Source organism: Microbispora cellulosiformans (genome assembly GCF_008728085.1).
Taxonomy (GTDB): Bacteria; Actinomycetota; Actinomycetes; order Streptosporangiales; family Streptosporangiaceae; genus Microbispora; species Microbispora amethystogenes.
Map to the genome: position 1 here is coordinate 1 of NZ_VYTZ01000015.1, position 20,421 is coordinate 20,421.

General features: G+C 70.4%; 13 protein-coding genes. 11 read left to right on the plus strand and 2 right to left on the minus strand.

The window, feature by feature from the left end; all coding sequences use genetic code 11:
- Window positions 1–7 precede the first annotated feature (7 nt).
- The 8 genes from F5972_RS30290 to F5972_RS30325 all read left to right on the plus strand — a co-directional run bounded on the left by F5972_RS30290 (window position 8) and on the right by F5972_RS30325 (window position 11,883).
- Window positions 8–127, plus strand: a complete 120-nt coding sequence (locus F5972_RS30290) for an RICIN domain-containing protein (RefSeq protein WP_225312050.1) — start codon at window positions 8–10, stop codon at window positions 125–127.
- Between the two features lie 130 nt (window positions 128–257).
- Entirely contained in the window at window positions 258–2,093 is a 1,836-nt protein-coding gene (locus F5972_RS30295) for a ThuA domain-containing protein (RefSeq protein ID WP_225312033.1), read from the plus strand.
- Between the two features lie 732 nt (window positions 2,094–2,825).
- Window positions 2,826–4,256 carry a sugar ABC transporter ATP-binding protein gene (locus F5972_RS30300; RefSeq protein WP_225312051.1) on the plus strand — a complete coding sequence of 477 codons (1,431 nt, stop codon included), beginning with the start codon at window positions 2,826–2,828 and terminating at the stop codon, window positions 4,254–4,256.
- Entirely contained in the window at window positions 4,253–5,254 is a 1,002-nt protein-coding gene (locus tag F5972_RS30305; protein WP_150938410.1) for an ABC transporter permease, read from the plus strand. The genes F5972_RS30300 and F5972_RS30305 overlap by 4 nt, the downstream gene beginning before the upstream one ends.
- Window positions 5,251–6,183 carry an ABC transporter permease gene (locus F5972_RS30310; RefSeq protein WP_150938412.1) on the plus strand — a complete coding sequence of 311 codons (933 nt, stop codon included), beginning with the start codon at window positions 5,251–5,253 and terminating at the stop codon, window positions 6,181–6,183. Before F5972_RS30305 ends, F5972_RS30310 begins: the two co-directional genes overlap by 4 nt.
- A 13-nt stretch (window positions 6,184–6,196) precedes the next feature.
- Window positions 6,197–7,420, plus strand: coding sequence for a substrate-binding domain-containing protein (locus tag F5972_RS30315; protein WP_150938414.1), 1,224 nt, complete (start codon window positions 6,197–6,199; stop codon window positions 7,418–7,420).
- Window positions 7,417–8,250 carry a sugar phosphate isomerase/epimerase family protein gene (locus tag F5972_RS30320; RefSeq protein WP_150938416.1) on the plus strand — a complete coding sequence of 278 codons (834 nt, stop codon included), beginning with the start codon at window positions 7,417–7,419 and terminating at the stop codon, window positions 8,248–8,250. Before F5972_RS30315 ends, F5972_RS30320 begins: the two co-directional genes overlap by 4 nt.
- Before the next feature lie 75 nt (window positions 8,251–8,325).
- Window positions 8,326–11,883, plus strand: coding sequence for a lectin (locus tag F5972_RS30325; RefSeq protein WP_150938418.1), 3,558 nt, complete (start codon window positions 8,326–8,328; stop codon window positions 11,881–11,883).
- 91 nt (window positions 11,884–11,974) lie between these two features.
- Here the strand turns inward: F5972_RS30325 and F5972_RS37555 are convergent, their stop codons facing one another.
- Both F5972_RS37555 and F5972_RS30335 read right to left on the minus strand, forming a co-directional pair.
- The gene (locus tag F5972_RS37555) at window positions 11,975–14,554 is read right to left on the minus strand and encodes an LVIVD repeat-containing protein (protein ID WP_191910387.1); all 2,580 of its coding nucleotides are present in this window, start codon (window positions 14,552–14,554) and stop codon (window positions 11,975–11,977) included.
- A gap of 405 nt (window positions 14,555–14,959) precedes the next feature.
- Window positions 14,960–16,546 (minus strand): glycosyl hydrolase, encoded by a 1,587-nt coding sequence (locus tag F5972_RS30335; protein WP_191910388.1) that lies wholly within the window; start codon window positions 16,544–16,546, stop codon window positions 14,960–14,962.
- Window positions 16,547–16,869: 323 nt separating this feature from the next.
- On the opposite strand from F5972_RS30335, the gene F5972_RS30340 reads away from it, so the two are divergent.
- The 3 genes from F5972_RS30340 (at window position 16,870) to F5972_RS30350 (ending at window position 20,367) form a co-directional block, all read left to right on the plus strand.
- On the plus strand, window positions 16,870–19,131 hold the full coding sequence (locus F5972_RS30340; RefSeq protein ID WP_150938423.1) for a catalase: 2,262 nt from the start codon (window positions 16,870–16,872) through the stop codon (window positions 19,129–19,131).
- A gap of 73 nt (window positions 19,132–19,204) precedes the next feature.
- Complete coding sequence (locus F5972_RS30345; RefSeq protein WP_150938425.1) at window positions 19,205–19,645, plus strand: hypothetical protein; 441 nt, start codon at window positions 19,205–19,207, stop codon at window positions 19,643–19,645.
- A gap of 215 nt (window positions 19,646–19,860) precedes the next feature.
- On the plus strand, window positions 19,861–20,367 hold the full coding sequence (locus F5972_RS30350) for a flavin reductase family protein (RefSeq protein WP_150938427.1): 507 nt from the start codon (window positions 19,861–19,863) through the stop codon (window positions 20,365–20,367).
- Window positions 20,368–20,421: the final 54 nt, after the last annotated feature.

Here is a 20,421-nt window from a genome sequence, read left to right on the forward strand (position 1 = left end):
CGGCACGATCACCGCGGTCGGGGCGAACAAGTGCCTGGACGTGGCGAGCAGCGGCACCGCCAACGGCACCAAGGTCCAGATCTGGTCCTGCACCGGCGCCAACAACCAGAAGTGGACCCGCGTCTGACGCCCTCGCACAGACCACTTCCCACCCGATCCACCCCCTGATGCGACGCCCGGCACGGCCCCACCCCTCGACGAGACAACAACGCCGAGACAACGGGAACCGCGCCGGGCGCCGCGACGAAAGGACATCCATGCTGCGAGATCTGACCCCCGCCGCGCCCGGGCGCGGCGCGGGGAGCGACCGGAGGACATCGGTGCTGCGACGCCTGTCGTCGGCCGCGGTGGCGTTCACCGCCGCCGCCGCCACGATGGTGGTCCCCGCCACCCACGCACAGGCCGCCGCCTTCAAGGTGCTGGTGTTCTCCAAGACGGCCGCGTTCCGGCACGACTCCATCCCCGCCGGCATCACGGCCATTCGTTCGCTCGGCTCCGCCAACGACTTCACCGTGGACGCCACGGAGGACGCGAACGCGTTCACGACGGGCAACCTCGCGCAGTACAAGGCCGTGATCTTCCTCAGCACCACCGGCGACGTGCTGAACGCCTCCCAGCAGACCGCCTTCCAGTCGTACGTGGACGGCGGCGGCGGTTACGTGGGCGTGCACTCGGCGTCCGACACCGAGTACGACTGGCCCTACTACGGGCAGCTGATGGGCGCCTGGTTCAAAGACCACCCGGCGATCCAGCAGGCCACCCTCAAGGAGGAGGACCGCGCGCACGCGGCCACGGCCCATCTCGGCCAGACCTGGACGCGCACCGACGAGTGGTACAACTACCGCACCAACCCGCGCGCCAACGTGCACGTGCTGCAGAGCCTGAACGAGAGCAGCTACAGCGGCGGGAACATGGGCGACCACCCGATCACCTGGTGTCACCCGCAGGCGTCCGGCCGGTCGTTCTACACCGGGCTCGGGCACACCCAGGAGTCGTACTCCGATTCCAACTTCCGCACCCTGCTCCTCGGCGGCATCCGCTACGCGGCCAAGGCCACGAACGCCGACTGCCGTCCCGAGAACGGCTACACGACCCTGTACAACGGGTCGACGACGGGCTGGTCGCAGGTCGGGCCGGGGTCGTTCACCAACAGCGACGCCACGCTGACCTCCCAGGGCGGCATGGGAATGCTGTACTACGCCGCCAAGGAGTTCGGCTCCTACTCCCTCAAGCTCGACTGGAGGATGACCGGCGACTCCAACTCGGGGGTGATCGTCGGGTTCCCGCCCACCAGCGACCCGAACACGGCGCTCAACACCGGATACGAGGTGCAGATCGACGCGACCGACACCGCGGACAAGACGACCGGGGCGATCTACGGGGTCAAGTCGGCGGATCTCGCCGCACGCGACGCGGCGCTGAACCCGCCGGGTCAGTGGAACACCTATGAGCTGCTGGTGGAGGGTGAGCGGCTGCAGGTGTTCCTGAACGGCACCAAGATCAACGATTTCACCAACACCGATCCGGCCCGCTCGCTGCAGCAGGGCTACATCGGCATCCAGAACCACGGCGCCGGCAACGAGGTGGCGTATCGCAACATCCGCATCAAGGAACTGAGCGGCCCGTCGTCCTCCCCCTCCCCGTCCCCGTCGGTCTCGCCGTCCGCTTCCCCGTCCGCGTCCCCGTCGGCGTCGCCGACCCCGCCCGCCGGCGGGACGAGCGCGCTGCGGGGCGTGGCGTCGAACCGCTGCCTGGACGTCAACGGCGCCTCGCAGTCGAACGGCGCGACGGTGCTGATCTGGGACTGCAACGGCGGCACCAACCAGAAGTGGACCTCCACCAGCGCCAGTGAGCTTCGCGTCTACGGCAACAAGTGCCTCGACGTCAACGGCGGCGGCACCGCCAACGGCACCGCGGTCATCATCTGGGACTGCAACGGCCAGAACAACCAGAAGTGGCGCTTCAACTCCGACGGCAGCATCACCGCGGTCGGCGCCAACAAGTGCCTGGACGTCAGCGGCACCGCCAATGGCACAAAGGCGCAGATCTATACATGTAACGGCCAGAACAACCAGAAGTGGACTCGCGTCTGAGGCCATCCGTCCACCCGGGGAACGGCGAGGTATCCGGAGTCCCACTCCGCCCTCGCCGTACCCGGCGCGACTTCCGGCGCGGCCCTGATCGGGCCGCGCCGGTTTTTTCGCGAGGGAGGGTCTGCGCCGATTCGGGGGATTTTCTCCCAATGGTGCCAGGAGTCCCTTTTCCCATGTCAGAGGCGTGCGGCTGTCCGCCCGGGGGAGCGGGTCCGCAGGTGCGAAAACAGGCTCGGCACGGCCTCCGGCGGAGCATGAAAGTTTCATACTCATTTCGTCCACGCCCCTGGACGGAAGGTCTCCGATCGCCGCGAGTTGAGGGTCCCGGGTCGCTATGACACGGCCATTGTCCTGTGAATGGGCAACTTCCGCAGGAAGGTGGCGAAACTCTGGTGCGGTGCGGGAGAAGAAGTCTCCGCAGCAGGAAAATAAGCGTGCTTGACAACAGAAGTTTGGTAGACCTATTTTCATCCCGAATCGGTTCGTCCGCTCCCGCGTGACCAGGCTGAATCCCTTCCGAGTCACCCGCCGTCCACCGGAGCGGAACGCGCGCCGGCCGGCCGCCAGGTCCTCCTCCCCGGTGGCCGGCCGGGTGAACCATGCGCCCGGCCCGGCACGAGTCCCGCCCCCCGTTTAGGAGATCCCCGTGCATGACTCCCCACCCCCTACGGCGCGGGGGCTCGTCCCGGCCGCTCCGGCGCCACGTCCCGGAGGGCGGGCCGCGTGCTGAGGATGACCGGCATCGGCAAGAGCTTCCTGGGCGTCCGGGTGCTCGGCGGCGTCGACCTGGAGGTGTCCGCCGGCGAGGTCCACGCGGTGGTGGGGGAGAACGGCGCGGGCAAGTCGACGCTCATGAAGATCCTCGCCGGCGTGCACGCCCCGGACGAGGGGACGATCGAGATCGACGGCCGGAGCGTGGCGTTCGGGCACCCGGTCGAGGCGCAGCGGGCCGGGGTGGCGATCATCTACCAGGAGCTCACCCTGCTACCGGAGCGGACGGTCGCCGAGAACGTCTTCCTCGGCCGGGAACCCGTCCGGCGGGGGCTGGTCGACCGGGCGGCGATGGAGACGGCGACCGGTGAGCTGCTGAAGTCGCTCGGCGAGGAGTCCTTCGGGCCGCGTGACCTCGTCCGGCGGCTCTCGGTCGCGCGGCAGCAGGTCGTCGAGATCGCCAAGGCGCTGTCGCTGAACGCCCGGATCGTGGTGATGGACGAGCCGACCGCCCCCCTCGCCGACCACGAGGTGGAACTGCTCTACACGCTGGTGCGGCGGCTCACCGCGCGCGGCATCGCGGTCCTGTACGTCTCCCACCGGCTTCGCGAGATCTTCGACCTCGCCGACCGGATCACCGTGCTCAAGGACGGCGCCCTGGTCACCACGACGGAGGCGTCGAGCCTGGACACCGCGGGCCTGGTCCGGCTGATGGTCGGCCGGGAGCTCGACTCCTACTACCCGCCCCGTGCGGCCGATCCACCCGGAGAGGTGCTGCTGAGCGTGCGCGGCGGCGGCAACGCGCGGCTGCGCGACATCGATCTCGACCTGCGCGCGGGCGAGATCGTGGGGGTGGCCGGGCTGCAGGGTTCAGGCCGCACCGAGCTGGCCAAGGCGCTGTTCGGCGCCGAGCCCTTCACCACCGGCGAGATGACGCCCCGCCGCCCCCGCTCGGTCCGCGAGGCCATCGCCGCGGGGATCGGCCTGGTCACCGAGGACCGCAAGGCCGAGGGGCTCCTGCTCAACCAGCGGGTGCGCGACAATGCCCTGCTCGTCGCCCGGGCCACCGGGGCGCCCCAGCCCCGCACCGGGGTCGAGCGGCTGCTCGAACGCGTGCGGCTCAGCCCGCCCCGGCCCGCCCAGGAGGTCCGGCTGCTGTCAGGGGGCAACCAGCAGAAGGTCGTGCTGGCCAAGTGGATGACGGTGGCGCCGCGCGTGCTGCTGTTCGACGAGCCCAGCCGCGGCGTCGACGTCGGCGCCAAGGCCGCCATCCACGACCTGATGCGCGAGCTCGCCCGGGACGGCATGGCCATCCTGATGATCTCCTCCGAGCTGCCCGAGCTCATCGGCATGAGCGACCGCATCGTGGTGCTGCGGGACGGCCGTCTCGCCGGAGAACTGCCCGCGGGCTCCACCGAGGAGGCCGTGATGAGCCTGGCGGCCGCGTCATGACCCAGCAGCTGAAACTCGGGCGCGTGCCCGCCGGAGGCGCGTTGCTCCGCAGGATCTCGGCCGACCGGCCCGCGCGGCCCGTCTACGTCGCGCTTGTCCTGCTCGTCGTGCTCGGCTGGCTGGTCTTCGCCCTGGACGGCGGGACGTTCCTCGGCCAGGAGAACATCGTCGGCATCCAGCAGCGGTCGGCGGCGCTGGGCATCGTCGCCGTCGGCCAGACGCTGGTGATCCTGGCCGGCAGCCTGGACCTCTCCGTGGCCTACCTGATCAGCCTGACCTCGCTGGTCACCGCCGAGATCATGGCGGGCGCCGACGCGAACGTGCCGACCGCGGTCGCCGCGGCGCTGACGGTGAGCGCGCTGATCGGACTGGCGAACGGCCTGATCGTCACCCGGCTCCGGGTGCACGCCTTCATCGCCACCCTCGGGGTCGCGCTGGTCGTCAGGGGAGCGCTGGACGCGCGGTACGACGGACCGGCCGGCAGCGTGCCCGAGTCGTTCCAGCATCTCGGGTACGACCGGATCGGGCCGCTGCCGGTCTCGGCGCTGCTGTGGGCCGCGGTGGCGGCGTGCACGTGGCTCCTGCTCAGCCGGACCCGGCTGGGCTACCGGATCTACGCCGTGGGCGGGGACGCCGAGGTGGCGCGCCTCTCGGGGGTGCGCACCGAGCGGGTCGTGGTCGTCGCCCACGTGCTCTGCTCGGTCTGCGCCGGGATCGCCGGGCTGCTGCTCGCCTCCCGGCTCGGGGCCGGCGCGCCGACGGTCGGCACCGACGGCGGGTACGACCTGGAGTCGATCGCGGCGGTGGTGCTCGGCGGGACCGCGCTGGCCGGAGGCCGCGGCGGGGTGGCCGGGACCGTCGGCGGAGTCCTGCTCCTCGCCGTCCTCGACAGCATCTTCAACCAGCTTGAGGTCAACTCCTTCGCCAAGGACGTCGTACGGGGCGTGATCCTGGTGGCCGCCCTGGCGATCTACGCCCGCGGGAGGCGGACCAGATGAGACGAGCGCTGCCGATCTTCGTGGTGCTGGCCGGGCTGCTGGTCGCGATCGCGGTCGTGAACCCGTACTTCCTGGAGCCGCCCGCCTTCCTCGCCTTCGTCAAACGGGCCGCGCCGCTGGTGATCCTCGCGGCCGGGCAGTACTTCGTCATCGTGTCCGGCGAGTTCGACCTGTCGGTCGGCTCCCTCGTCACCGCCGAGGTGGTGATCGCCGCCCGGCTCATCGACGGCTCGGCGGAGGCGACCTGGCCCGTGCTGGCCCTGATGATCGCGTTCGGGCTGATCGTCGGGCTGGTCAACGGGGTCGTCACCACCCTGCTCCGCGTCCCGTCGTTCATCACGACCCTCGGCATGCTGCTGATCCTGTCGGGGGCGGTCTTCCTCTGGACGGGCGGGTCGCCCCGGGGCGCCCTGTCCGAGCAGTTCCGCCAGCTGGGCCGGGGGAGCCTCGGCCCGGTGCCCTGGTCGGTCCTGATCCTCGCCGTGGTGGCGGCGGCCGCCGTCTGGGCGACGCGCGCCCGGTTCGGCCACACGCTGGTCGCGGCCGGGGACAACGACCGCGCCGCGGCGCTGTCCGGGGTCCGGGTCGCCCGGGTCCGGACGGTGGCGTTCATGATCTCCGGGCTGTCCGCGGCGGTCGCCGCGATCCTGCTCGGCGGCTTCGCGGGAGTGTCCGCGCAAGTCGGAAAGGGCCTGGAGTTCCAGGCCATCACCGCTGTGGTGCTCGGTGGCGTGGCCCTCGGAGGCGGCCGCGGCTCCGTGGCCGCCGCGATGGCGGGCGCCTTCACTCTGGAGGCGCTGTTCACCCTGCTCAACCTGTACGGCATCTCGGGGGCGCTGGAGCCGGCCGTACAGGGCGTGATCATCATCGCCGCGGTGGCGCTGGGAGCCGTGCGCTTCCCACGCGCGAGAGCCGCGGCTGCCTCATAAGGGAAGGAAGACGATGCTTTCATATTCGCGGCGGTTCCTCGCCGCCGCCGCGCTCGCCGTGCTGACGCTGCCGGTGGCGGCGTGCACCAGCGACAAACCCGCGCCCTCCGCCTCCGGGGCGCCTGCCGGGGCGCCGGCCGGGTCCGCCGCACCGGCGGACAAGGGCACCGGGGAGCAGTCGAAGTTCTTCGTGCAGGCCGACTACGACGCCCAGATGGCGATGCGCAAGGCCCAGCCGACCGGCCCGTCCGACAAGCCGTGGGAGCAGACCATCGATCCCCAGCTCGTCGACACCGCCGACTACAAGAAGGCCGGGCCGTACCACCTGTGCTTCTCCAACGCCGCGGTCGACAACCCGTGGCGGCAGGTCGGCTGGAAGACCATGCAGGCGGAGGTCGCCCTGCACAAGGAGATCACGAAGTTCACCGCCCTGGACGCCGAGGGCAAGGACGACAAGCAGATCTCCGACATCGCGGAACTGACGGGGAAGGGCTGCGACGCGCTGATCGTCTCGCCCAACACCACGGCCACGCTGACCCCCGCGGTGTCCGGGGCCTGCCCGAAGGTGCCGGTCATCGTGTTCGACCGGGGCGTGCAGACCGACTGCCCGGTGACCTTCATCAAGCCGATCGGCGGCTACGCCTTCGGCGCCGCGGCGGCCGAGTTCCTCGTCGACAAGGTGCCGGCAGGCGGGAAGATCCTGGCCCTGCGCATCCTGCCCGGCGTGGACGTGCTGGAGACCCGGTGGTCGGCGGCCAAGGTTGCGTTCGACAAGAGCGACCTGCAGGTCGTCGGCGTGGAGTTCACCGACGGCGACGCCGCGAAGACCAAGAGCGTGGTCAGCGACTACATCCAGCGGTACGGCAAGATCGACGGCGTCTGGATGGACGCCGGAGCCACCGCCGTCGCGGCCGTCGAGGCGTTCGAGGACGCCGGCCAGCCCGTGCCGCCGATCAACGGCGAGGACCAGCAGGACTTCCTGAAGAAGTGGAGCGACGCGAAGCTGACCGCGATCGCGCCGACCTACCCGACGTACCAGTGGCGCACCCCCGTCATCGCGGCCCTCAAGGTCCTGAAGGGCGAGCAGGTGCCGAAGGTCTGGAACCTGCCGCAGCCGGCGATCACCCAGGAGAACCTCGCCACCTACCTCAAGCCCGGCATGCCGCCGCTGCACTACGCCCTCTGCGGCTGTGAGGACCTGCCCGGCTACCCCGAGAAGTGGGGCGGCACGTCGTGATCGGGGTGAACACCTGGGTCTGGGTCTCGCCGCTCACCGACGAGACCCTGGCCCGCCTCGCGCCGCGGATCGCGGACTGGGGGTTCGACGTCGTCGAGCTGCCGGTCGAGCATCCCGGCGACTGGGACCCCGGGCGGGCGGCGGCCCTCCTGGACGGGCTCGGGCTCGGCGCGTCGGTCGTGCTCACGATGCCGCCGGGGCGCGAGCTGGTCGACGCCTCGCCACAGGTCGTCCGGGACACCCAGGACTACCTGCGGCACTGCGTGGACGTGGCGGTGACCGTGGGCGCGCCCGCGGTCAGCGGGCCCGCGTACGCCTCGGTCGGCCGGGCCTGGCGGATGAGCCCGGACGAGCGGCGCGCGGTCTACGGCGAGCTGCGGGAGAACCTGAAACCGGTCGTCGCGTACGCGGCCGAGCGCGGGGTCAGGATCGGCGTCGAACCGCTCAACCGGTACGAGACCAGCGTCATCAACACGGTGGAGCAGGCGCTCGACGCGCTCCCGGAGGAGTGCGGGCTCGCGCTCGACACCTACCACCTGAACATCGAGGAGAAGGACCCGCTCCGGGCCGTACGGCTGGCGGGCGACAGGATCGCGCACCTCCAGGTGTGCGGGACCGACCGCGGCGCCCCGGGCGCGGACCACTTCGACTGGCCGGGCTTCGCCGCGGCGGTCCGCGACGTGGGCTACACCGGCCCGCTCGTGATCGAGTCCTTCACCGCCGACAACAAGACCATCGCCACCGCGGCGTCCGTCTGGCGTCCCCTGGCCCCCAGCCAGGACGCCCTCGCCACCGACGGCCTCGCCTTCCTCCGCACCCTCACGACCTGACCGGAGACCCGACTGGAGAACCCCACGACCCCCCGCAACTCCGACCCCTTCCGGTAACCCCCCAGGAGATCCTTCATGCGAAGATCACGCCTGATCCCCGCACTGGCCGCGGCCATGCTGGGGCTGCTGCTGTCCGCGGTGCCACTCGTGGCGCACGCGGCGGCGCCACAGTTCAAGGTGCTGCTGTTCAGCAAGACCGCGAGCGGCGCCTACCGGCACGACTCCATCTCCGCCGGCATCGCGATGTTCCAGCAGCTGGCGACGGACAACAACTTCCAGCTCGACGCGAGCGAGAACTCCTCCGTCTTCACCACGTCGAACCTGAACAACTACGACGCGGTGATCATGCTCCAGACGTCGGGCATGGTGTGGGACAACGACGCGCAGCGTCAGGCCATGCAGGCCTACGTGCGCAGCGGCCGCGGCGTCGTGGCGATCCACAACGCCGTCGACATGAACATCGAGTCGCAGTTCCCCTGGTGGGACCAGACCGTGCTGGCCGGCGCGCACATGACGCAGCACTCGTCGATCGTGCAGGGCACCGCCAAGGTCGCCGACAAGGTCCACCCCTCGACCAAGGGCCTGCCGGACCGGTGGACCCGCACCGAGGAGTGGTACAACTTCGACAAGAACATGCGCGGCTCGGTGCACGTGCTGGTGACCGCGGACGAGACCACCTATGACGCGGGCGCGAACAAGATGGGCGCCGACCACCCGATCTCCTGGTGTCACAACCCGGAGGGCGGCCGGGTGTGGGCCACCGCGATGGGCCACAACGCGTCCTCCTACTCCGAGCCGCTGTTCAAGCAGCACCTGCTCGGCGCGGTGAAGTGGGCGGCGGGCGCGGAGCCCGGCGACTGCGGCGGCACGATCACGGCCCGCTTCCAGAAGGTGACCCTCGACGGCGCGCCGGACCAGCCGATGGAGCTGGACGTGGCGGCCGACGGCCGGGTCTTCTACATCTCGCGCTCGGGCAAGGTCAACCTGATCCCCGCGGGCGGAGGCAGCACTCGCGTCATCGGCACCCTGTCCGTGTACGATGGCGGCGAGGACGGCGGTATCGGGATCGCGCTCGACCCGAACTTCGCCAACAACGGCTGGATCTACATCAACTACTCGCCCTCCAACGGCGGCGAGGTGAACCGGGTGTCCAGGTTCACCTTCAACGGCACCAGCCTCGACCTGAGCAGCGAGAAGAAGATCATCGAGGTTCCGGCGTTCCGCAACGTCGACGAGCCGGGCCACACCGGCGGCTACATCACGTTCGGCCCCGGCGGCAACCTCTACATCGCCCCGGGTGACGACACCAACCCCAACGCCTCCAGCGGCTACGCCCCGATCGACGAGCGGCCGGGCCGGGAGCACTACGACGCCCAGCGGTCCGCGGCCAACACCAACGACCTGCGCGGCAAGATCCTGCGCATCCACCCCGAGTCCGACGGCACCTACACGATCCCGTCGGGCAACATGTTCGCTCCGGGCACGGCCAAGACGCGGCCGGAGATCTACGCGATGGGCTTCCGCAACGCGTTCCGCTTCTCGGTCGACAAGGTCACCGGCTGGATCTCCGTGGGCGACTACGGGCCGGACGCGGGCAGCGCCAACGCCAACCGCGGCCCCGAGGGCACGGTCGAGTGGAACCTGATCAAGCAGCCCGGTTTCTACGGCTGGCCGTACTGCACCGGCAACAACACGCCGTTCAACGACTTCAACTTCTCCACCAACACCTCGGGGGCGAAGTTCAACTGCTCGGCGCCGGTCAACGACTCGCCCAACAACACCGGCCTGACCAACCTGCCGGCCGCCAAGCCCGCGACCGTCTGGTACAACTACCACGCCTCGGCGGAGTTCCCGGAGATCAACTGCTGCGGCGGCGCGGCCCCCATGGGCGGCCCGTTCTACCGTTACGACGCGGCCAGCACCTCCGACCGCAAGTTCCCCGAGTACTTCGACGGCGGGACCTTCCTGTACGAGTGGAGCCGCAACTTCGTCAAGGAGATGCGCCTCGACTCCTCCGGCAATCTCCTGAAGATCAACCCGTTCGTGGCGAACATCGCCCCGCACGCGCCGATCGACATGAAGTTCGGCCCTGACGGCGCGCTCTACATGGCCGACTGGGGCAACGGCTTCGGCCACGCCAACACCGACGACGCCATCTACCGGATCGACTACGTGGTCGGTAACCGCGCCCCCATCGCCAAGGCGAGCGCCAGCCCCGACTCGGGCGCCGCGCCGCTGACGGTCGCGTTCTCCTCGGCCGGCTCGTCCGACCCCGACGGCGAGGCGATCACCTACAGCTGGGACTTCGGCGACGGCACCACCTCCACCGCGGCCAACCCGACGAAGACCTACAACGCCAACGGCACCTACACCGCCAAGCTGACCGTACGGGACTCGAGCGGGAAGACGGGCAGCATCACGCTGACCATCGCCGTCGGCAACACCCGTCCCAAGGTCGTCTTCTCGGCGCCGCCGGACGGTGGGTTCATCAACTTCGGTGACCGGGTGTCCTACACGGTCAACGTCACCGACCCCGAGGACGGCACCGTCGACTGCTCCAAGGTCAACGTGTTCACCGCGCTCGGCCACGACCAGCACGCCCACGACACCGGCCAGTTCACCGGGTGCTCCGGGACGGTCACGACGACCGCCTCGGGCCATGACGAGGCGGCCAACGTCTACTACGTCCTGGGCGCGTCCTACACCGACAAGGGCGGCCTGAAGGGCGACGCCGGCATCACCCTGCAGCCCAAGCACAAGCAGGCCGAGCACTACAACGGCTCCAGCGGCGTCCGGGTCGTCGACGAGTCCGGAGCCGAGGGCGGCAGGCGCGTCGGCGACATCTCCAACGGTGACTGGATCTCCTACACGCCGGTCAACCTGTCGGGGATCGACTCGGTGTCCTTCCGCGTGTCGGCGCCCTCCAGCACCGGGGCCTCCATCGAACTGCACGCCGGCTCGCCGACCGGGACGCTCGTCGCCTCCAGCTCGGTGCCGTCGACCGGGGGATGGAACAACTACGTCTCCCTCCCGTCGGTGCAGGTCACCAACCCGGGTGGCACCGGCGACCTCTACGTCGTGTTCAAGGGGTCGACGGCGAACTCGTTCGACTTCGACTCGCTGACCTTCAACGGCAAGGGCGTCGCCCAGGACGGGGGCACCTCCTCGCCCTCTCCGTCGCCCTCCGTCTCGCCGTCCGCTTCCCCGTCCGCGTCTCCGTCGGCGTCGCCGACCCCGCCCGCGGGTGGGACGAGCGCGCTGCGGGGTGTGGCGTCGGGCCGGTGCCTGGACGTCAACGGCGCGTCGCAGAGCAACGGTGCGACGGTGCTGATCTGGGACTGCAACGGCGGCAACAACCAGAAGTGGACCTCCACCAGCGCGTCCGAGCTTCGCGTCTACGGCAACAAGTGCCTCGACGTGAACGGCGCGGGCACGGCGGACGGCACCGCGGTCATCATCTGGGACTGCAACGGCCAGAACAACCAGAAGTGGCGCCTGAACTCCGACGGCACGATCACCGCGGTCGGGGCGAACAAGTGCCTCGACGTGGCAAGCAGTGGCACGGCCAACGGCACGAAGGTGCAGATCTGGTCGTGCACCGGCGGCAACAACCAGAAGTGGACCCGCGTCTGATCGCGGAGTGACCTTCGCACCCCGATAAGGAGCGGGGCCGGCCGATTCGGCCGGCCCCGCTTTCTATCCGCCGGGGTCACCACGGGTGCGGTCAGGCGCAGCTGATCGCGTTGTAGGCGACCTCGTACGAGGTGGTGCCCTGCTTGCCGCCGATCACGGCGGTCCCGGTGACGGTCACCGTGCCCGCCGCGAGCTGCCCGGCCCGCGCGTTGAAGGACTGGTAGGCCTGCTTGGCCGGGGCCACGCCCTCGACGGTCTTGGCGCCGTACGGGGTCGTCAGGGCCACGGTCGCCGGCGCCTCGGCGTCGTTGACGGCCGTGACCGCCACGTGCGCCGACGTCCCCACGCAGCGGGAGGAGGCGGTCACGGTCAGCGGGACGCGCGGAGCGGGCGTGGCGATGGTCAGCTTGACCGGCTTGGCCTCCTCCACGTTGCCGGCCTTGTCGGCCGAGCGGTACCGCAGCACGTGCTCACCCGGGCCGGAGACGGTGACCGGGCCGGTGTACGGCGTCCAGTCACCGGCGTCCAGCGCGTACTCGGTGCGCGCCGTGCCGGACGTCTCGTCCGTCGCGGAGAGGGTCACCTGCACGTCACCCTCGTGCTCGCCGCCGCTGTTCGCCGGCGGGACCGTCGAGGTCGTGACCGGGGCCGTGGCGTCGATCCTGGCCGTGACGGTCCTGATGTCCTCGACGTTGCCCGCCTTGTCGGCCGAGCGGTACGCCACCGCGTGCGCGCCGTCACCGGACAGGACGACCGGAGCGGTGTAGGGCGTCCAGGCGCCGCCGTCCAGCCTGTATTCGGTGTGGTCGACGCCGCTGCCCCCCACCTCGTCGGCGGCGGTCAGCGTGACCTTTACCTGACCGGTGAACCAGTCGCCGGCCGGCCGCACCGGGTCGACCGCAGCGCTCGTCACCGGCGCGGTCCTGTCGGCCGGCTGCGTCGCGGTCAGCGCCGCGGCGAGGTCCTTGAGTGCCGCGATCAGAGCCGCCTGCTCCTTGTCCGACTCCTTGAGCGGCGGCTTGGCGGCACTCAGCAGAAGCGCCGAGGCGGCCTGCCGCTGGCCCTTCTGGCTGAGCTCCTCGGCCTTGTCGATCGACACCTTCACCGATGTGGCGGCGCCCGTGGACATCCTGCCCGTCCGCAAGGCCTGCGCGTAGCGCGCCCGGACCAGGTCGAAGCTCGGCTCCCAGGTCAGCTTCGGCTGGGCCTGGGTGTTGAACTTGCCGAGCCGCACGCTCGCGGCCGCGTTGATCTCGGCCTGGTCGAGGAACTGGCTCGGCGTCAGCTTGAAGGCGTCGAAGCCGCGGGCGATCTCGTTGCCGTAGATGTGGCCGTTGTACCAGTAGGCCGACCAGTATCCGCCGAGCGCCAGGGAGGTGGCGCTGATCGGGCCGCGGTCGAAGAAGGCGATCTCCTTCGGGTTGCGGGAGTCGGTGAAGTCGAACGCCGACAGCCCGCCCTGGTACCAGGCCTGGACCATGATGTCGCGCCCGGGGACCGGGACCAGCGAGCCGTTGTGCGCGACGCAGTTCTCCGTGGTCGTCTGCGGAGCGGGGAGCTTGTAGTAGCTGCGGAACTGCAGCTTGCCGCCGACGATGTCGTAGATGGCGTTGGCGCCCCACGACGGCTCGTCGGTGACCCGGCAGCGCGCGCCCGAGCCGCCGCCCCACTCGTCGGTGAAGACGACCTTGGTGCCGTCGTTGTTGAAGGTGGCGGAGTGCCAGTAGGCGTAGTTCGGGTCGGAGACCGCGTCCAGCCGCTTGGGGTTCGCCGGGTCGGAGATGTCGATCAGGATGCCGTTGCCCGCGCAGGCTCCGGCGGCGAGACCGATCTCGGGGTACGCCGTGATGTCGTGGCAGTGGTTGGTGACCGGCCGCGGCGACCAGTTGGTGCCCGAGGGGTGCTGCTGCGTGGGCGGGGTGTTCTGCAGCCCGTCGATCGCCCCGGTGCCGGGGTCGGCGAACAGCCGGGGCCGGCTGACGACCGCCGCGTTCTGCGGTGCGGCCAGCGGCACCCGGATGACCTCGATCCTCCACAGCGAGGTGCCGGGGTCGTCCGCCGCGGTGTTGGCGCAGCCCGCGAGCTCCTGGCCGGAGCGCACCCCGGCCGTGCCGGAGACGTAGACGTAGACGTTCTCCGGCTCGCTCTTACTGGTCACCAGCGAGTGGGTGTGCGAGCCGCGGCAGGTCTGCACCGCCGCCACCTGCACCGGCCGGCTGACGTCGCTGATGTCGAAGACGCGCACGCCGCGGAACCGGTCGGGGTTGACCGTGCCGCTCGCGCCCTGCGTGCCGCAGTCGATCCGGCCGCGGGTCTCCTCGACCGACATGAACAGCAGGTTCCCGTACACCGACAGGTCGCCCTGCCCGCCGGGGCAGATCACCGATGTCTTCAGCACGGGGCTGCCGCCGTTGGAGACGTCGTAGATGTTGAAACCCTGGTAGTTGCCGGAGAAGGCGTAGTCGCCGGCGAACGCCAGGTCGGAGTTGGCGTAGGCGGAGTTCCCCGGATTGGACGGCTGGACGAACCCTTCCGGCTTGTCCAGGTGGGCCAGCAGTTGCACGTTGCCGGCGGCCTCCTGGGCGTCCAGCCAGCCCGCGCCGAGCCCGACGCGGGGGTCGGTGTCGGCCGAGGCCGCCGTGGTGGTGGTGGACGCCAGTCCGAGGAGCATCGCTCCCAAAGTGGTGATGATTCCCAGCCTGCGTAGTCGAGCGCGTCCCCCACGCGCCAAACGGCTACTCGTCACGGGCCGTTTCCCTTTCTTCACGGCACCTTCCCCCGGAGCCGGCGCGAGTCCGGTGGACGACCAGGGACCTGGCACCGCCTCCGTACGAGGCCGACCTGGGGGAAGATCCCATTGGTGGTTCCCGCGAACTGTAACGGAAAGGATTTTCATGGTCCATAGGACGACATATCTGATTAATACGGACAGGCAGCTCACGGGATTTGAAAGCGGTTACCGTGATGGATTCGTTGCGTAAGTTGCCATATCTGACCATGCCTGTGGGGCATCGGCGGGACGTGCCGCCGATGCCCCCGCAGGCGAGGTGAGAGGAGCGGGATCGGGAGGGCGAGATCAGGAGGGGGTGCAGGCCACGCTGCCCGGCGTGTTGCCGGAGCCGGACCCGTTGGCGATGAACCCGAACGTCGTCGAGCCGCCGGCCGCGAGCGCGCCGTTGTAGGACGCGTTCCTGACGACCACGCGCGAGCCGCTCGACGGGCTCGCGTCGCCGTTCCAGACCTGGGCGACGGTGGCGCCGCCGGGGAACGTCCAGGACACGGTCCAGCCGTTGAGCGCCGCCCGTCCGGTGTTGCGTACGGTGACCTGCCCCTGGAACTGACCCGGCCAGCCGCCGGTCGTCTGATAGACGGCGGCGCATTCGCCGGCCCCCGCGCTCGGGGACGGGCTCGGAGACGGGCTGGGGGTCCTGCTCGGGGAGGCGCTGGGGCTGGGGCTCGGCCCGGAGGGGATCGCGACGCGGTCCACGTTGATCACGTATGGATCGCTCAGCAGGTTCGCGGCGTTCTGGTTGGCGATCAGGGACAGGTGAGCGGTCTCGGTCGCCGACAGGGTGTAGTCGTGCCAGGAGACCCAGTACGCGACGGCGGGATAGTCCTGCCGCAGCCGCGTGGCGTACCGCCTGTCGTCGAAGCTGCCCGCCGTGACGTGCGCGCCGGACAGGCCCGGGCCGTACTCCGCCTCCCCGACGACCTTCGGTATGCGCAGGTAGTCCAGGTAGTTCGGGATGGACAGGTTGTCGTCGTAGGACGTGCCGGCGACGATGTCCACGTACGCGTCACCCGGGTAGGCCCACGCGGCCGACCTGATGTTCTGGGCGGTCTGCTGCCCCGGATCGGCGGGGTAGGTCGCCGGGGAGTAGACCCACAGCAGGTTGTCCAGGTGCCGCACCTGCGTGAAGTACTGGAACATCGAGCGCCACAGCTGGACGTAGACGGTCGCGCCGTCCTTCTGCAGGGTGGTGCCCCACCAGAACCAGAACCCGTTCATCTCCTGCATCGGGCGCCACAGCACCACGACCCCCGCGTCGCGCAGCTGGGTCAGCGCGTCGGCGACGCGGGCGAGCTTACGCTGCCACACCCTCCCGGCGGGGGTGTTCTGGTCCAGGAGATCGGCGAGCCGTACGCCGTCGAGCTGGCCGTTGTCGGTGCGGGTGTTGGTCCAGACACCCGGGTTCCCGGCGATGTCCGACTCGTCGTTGAGCCACGGGCTCTGCGGCGAGAAGTTGACGGTGACCAGGCCGCCACGCCCGGCGTGACCGGCGAGCACCTGGTTGGCCAGGCTCAGCTGCTGCGGAGTGAAGATCTGGTCGTGCTCGTAGTCGAGGCCCGCCATGCCCGTGTAGTGCCCGGCCTGCTGGGCGAGCCGGTCGATCAGCCGCGGGTAGCCGAGCAGGCCGGTGGTGTCGGCGGCCTGCGGGCCGTGCCCGACGTTCTGGCCCGAGATCACCCCGTCGGCCGGCGCCGTGTCACAGGTCAGCGAGTACAGGTATCGGTGCACGGCGACGGCCCCGGCGCTCGCCTGGTCGTTCGCCGTCTGAGGCGGCCGGGCGCAGACCGCCGCCGCCGCCGAGGCGGTACCCGTGCCCACGGCGCCACTGGCCTGCACCGTCGTGAGGCACATCGCCGCGACCACGCCGATCATCGCCGCTGTCCTTCCGAGCTTCACGGCCTCCGCCTCACTTCCCGTACGGGCTCGCGGCGCGGGCTCGGCCGGCCGTGCTCGGCTCAGATCACCCATACCTGTGATCGCGCCGCGACCGTAACCACCGGTCACGGCCGAAGTCAACGGAAGGTCGCCGGGACGCCGCCGGGCAGGCCGGTTCACCTCCCCTTATGCCGGTCGGGTGGATTCGGCCGTCTGAAACGCTTTCATCGATCGGGAGTCGCCGCCGACAGGTTTCCCGTCCTCACCTGCGGGTATGCGCGCGGATCTGCTCATCGCCGCTCGTAAAGGAACGCGCCGAAATGGATGCCAGCAAGCCCGCCAAGGTTGTCAAGGACGTCGTGGAGAACGCCGCCGAGAAGGTGGCCGAGTTCCTGACGCCGGACGTTCCCGGGTCGCCGGGCAGCGCCCCCGCGACCCTGGAGGAGCCGACGACGCCGCACGACCCGCTGCCGCCCAAGAAGGAGCAGGGAGCTCCCGCGACCGTCACGCCGACAGGGGCGGAGACCGGGGCGCCCGCCGCCGCGAAGGCCCAGCAGGGCGCCTATCTCACCACCGCGCAGGGAGCGCGGCTGCGCGACACCGACCACTCGCTGAAGGCGGGGGAACGCGGCCCGACCCTGCTGCAGGACCACCACCTGCGCGAGAAGATCACCCACTTCGACCACGAACGCATCCCCGAGCGCGTCGTCCACGCCCGGGGCGCCGGAGCCCACGGAGTGTTCGAGGCGTACGGCACCGCCGAGACGGTGACAAAGGCCGGTTTCCTCAAGAAGGGCAGGAAGACCGACGTCTTCGTGCGGTTCTCCACCGTCCTCGGCTCCCGCGGGTCGGCCGACACGGTCCGCGACACCCGGGGGTTCGCGACGAAGTTCTACACCGACGAGGGCACCTTCGACCTCGTCGGCAACAACATCCCGGTCTTCTTCATCCAGGACGGGATCAAGTTCCCCGACGTCATCCACGCGGGCAAGCCGCACCCGGACCGGGAGATCCCGCAGGCGCAGAGCGCGCACGACACGTTCTGGGACTTCGTCTCCCTGCACACCGAGGCGCAGCACCACACGATGTGGAACATGTCCGACCGCGCCATCCCGCGCTCCTTCCGGACGATGGAGGGTTTCGGCGTCCACACCTTCCGCCTGGTCAACGAGGCGGGGGAGACGGCGCTGGTCAAGTTCCACTGGAAGCCGAAGCTCGGCGTGCACTCCCTGACCTGGGAGGAGGCGCAGATGCTCGGCGGGATGGACCCCGACTTCCACCGCCGCGACCTCTACGACGCGATCGAGGCCGGCGCCTACCCCGAGTGGGAGCTCGGCATCCAGGTCTTCCCGGACACGCCGGACGAGACCTTCGAGGGCATCGACCTGCTCGACCCGACCAAGATCGTGCCTGAGGAGCTCGCGCCGGTGCAGGCGATCGGGAGGATGACGCTCACCCGGACGCCTGCGAACTTCTTCGCCGAGGTCGAGCAGGTGGCCTTCCACCCCGGCCACCTGCCGCCGGGCATCGACGTGACGAACGACCCGCTGCTGCAGGCGCGGCTGTTCTCCTACCTCGACACCCAGATCACCCGGCTCGGCGGGCCGAACTTCGCGCAGATCCCGGTCAACCGCCCGCGCTGCCCGGTCAACGACATGCTCCGGGACGGCTTCCACCAGCACGCCGTCCACGCCGGGGTCGCGCCGTACCGGCCGAACTCCCTCGACGGCGGGAACCCGTTCGTCGCGGGCGACGCCGAGAACGCGTTCGTCGACGCGCCGGTCCAGGTCGCCCAGGCGCGGAAGGTCCGGGCCAACCCCGCGTCCTTCGGCGACCACTACAGCCAGGTGCGCCTGTTCTGGCTGAGCATGTCGCCGGTGGAGAAGGAGCACATCATCCGCGCCTACACCTTCGAGCTGGGCAAGTGCTACGAGCAGGCGATCAAGGAACGCCAGCTCCGGTGCCTGGCGAACATCGACCCGGTGCTCTGCCGGGAGGTCGCCACCGGGCTGGGCCTGCCCGTGCCGGAGCCCACGCTGCCGCTCGCCGACCCGGCGCCCAGCGCCGCTCTGTCGCAGGTGGGTGGGGAGTGGCCGCCCGACGGCCGCGTGGTCGGCATCGTCGCCGACGACGGCGCCGACCTGGGCGCCGTACGCGAACTCCGTACGGCCGTGTTCGCGGCGGGCATGGTGCCGCTGGTGATCGCCTCGCACGGCGGCATGCTGGACGACGTTCCCGTGCAGCGGACCTTCGCCACCGCCCGGTCGATCGAGTTCGACGCGCTGCTGCTGGCGACGGCCCCCGCGCCGGCGCCCGACGCCCTGCCCGCACGCGACGCCAAGGCGGGCGCGGGCGACTCCGCCGCGGTTGACCCGCGCGTGACGCTCCTGGTCGACGAGTGCTGGCGGCACGCCAAGGCGATCGGCGCCTGGGGCGCGGGCACGACCGTGCTCGCGCGGGCCGGGATCACCGGCGCGCCGGGGGTGGTGAACGGCGACTCCGCCACGGAGGTCCTCTCCGGCGTGCGGCGGCTGATGAGCTCCCACCGGGTCTGGGAGCGGTTCCCCGCCTCGGTCGCCTGACGCCGCGCGCCTGATCGCGCGCACACCCGGGACGACGAGGCATGTCCCGTCGTCCCGGGGGCAATCAGCGTTCATGAACGTCGCAGCAGACCCCGTCCTGCAGGCCCTGGTGTTCGCCGTCGACACGACCAGGGGACAGATGAGCGTCACCCTCTCCGTGAACGGCGCGGTCATCACCGGCGTCCTCGTCTCCGCCGAGGAGTACGCCGCCGCGGTCGTCGCGCAGATCCGCCGGTCAAGGTCCGGGAACGGCGAGGGGGAGGGACTCGAGGACTTCTTCACGCCCGTCGCCGAGCAGGCGAGGGAGCGCCGTGAGCGCCACACCGCCGCCTCGCTCGCCGGCGGGAGCGCTCCTGAGCCGGAGCTCCCCGCCTACCTGCACCTCGTCGACGCCTTCACGGTGACCGGAGACCATCTGCCGCAGGGTCCGGGAGCGACCTGGCGCATCCGGGCCGACGACGTCAGCGGATGGAGCGTCAACCCGATCAGCGCCCCCGGCCGGCGCGACTCCTGATCCTCCCCGATCTCCCGCCTCCTGATCTCCCTTCCACCGGCGCCGGGCCACGCTTACGCGCGTGGCCCGGCGCCGGTCGGCTGTCCGGCCCTCCTGTTGAAGCGTGACGACACTTCCCAAAACCAAGTAAACAGACTAATTTAGTAGGGAATGTAGCGCTGCTCCGCCCACGCGACGGGGGGTTCCGGGCAGCGGTGAACACGCACGGAGGTCCCATGACGGAGACTCTGCCCGGCCCCGCTCTGAACGCCGACGGCTTCAGGCGCGCGCTCGCGGTGCACGCCGCGGGCGTCGTAGTGATCACAGCGCAGAGCGGGGGAGTTCCGGTGGGCCTGACCGCCACCTCGTTCTCCTCGGTGAGCCTGGACCCGCCACTTGTCTCCTTCTACGTTGACCAGGCGTCCACCACCTGGCCCTCGCTGCGCGAGGCGGACCACTTCGCGGTGAACGTGCTGACCAGCGACCAGGCCGATCTCGCCGCCCGGTTCGCCCGGAAGGGCGCCGACCGTTTCGCCACGCCGACCCGCTGGCGTCCCGGGCCGCTCGGGGCGCCGCTGCTGGAGGACGTCTCCGCGCACCTGATCTGCCTGCCGTACGAGCGGGTCGGGATGGGCGACCACATCCTCGTCGTCGGCCTGGTCACCCAGGCCGATCTGCACGGGCCGCGGCGTCCGCTCCTCTACCACCAGGGCCGCTTCGGCCGGTTCGTCGAGCACTCGTGATCGCCCGGGGACTTCCGGCCCCCTTCTTCTCTGGAGGATCATCCATGATCTACG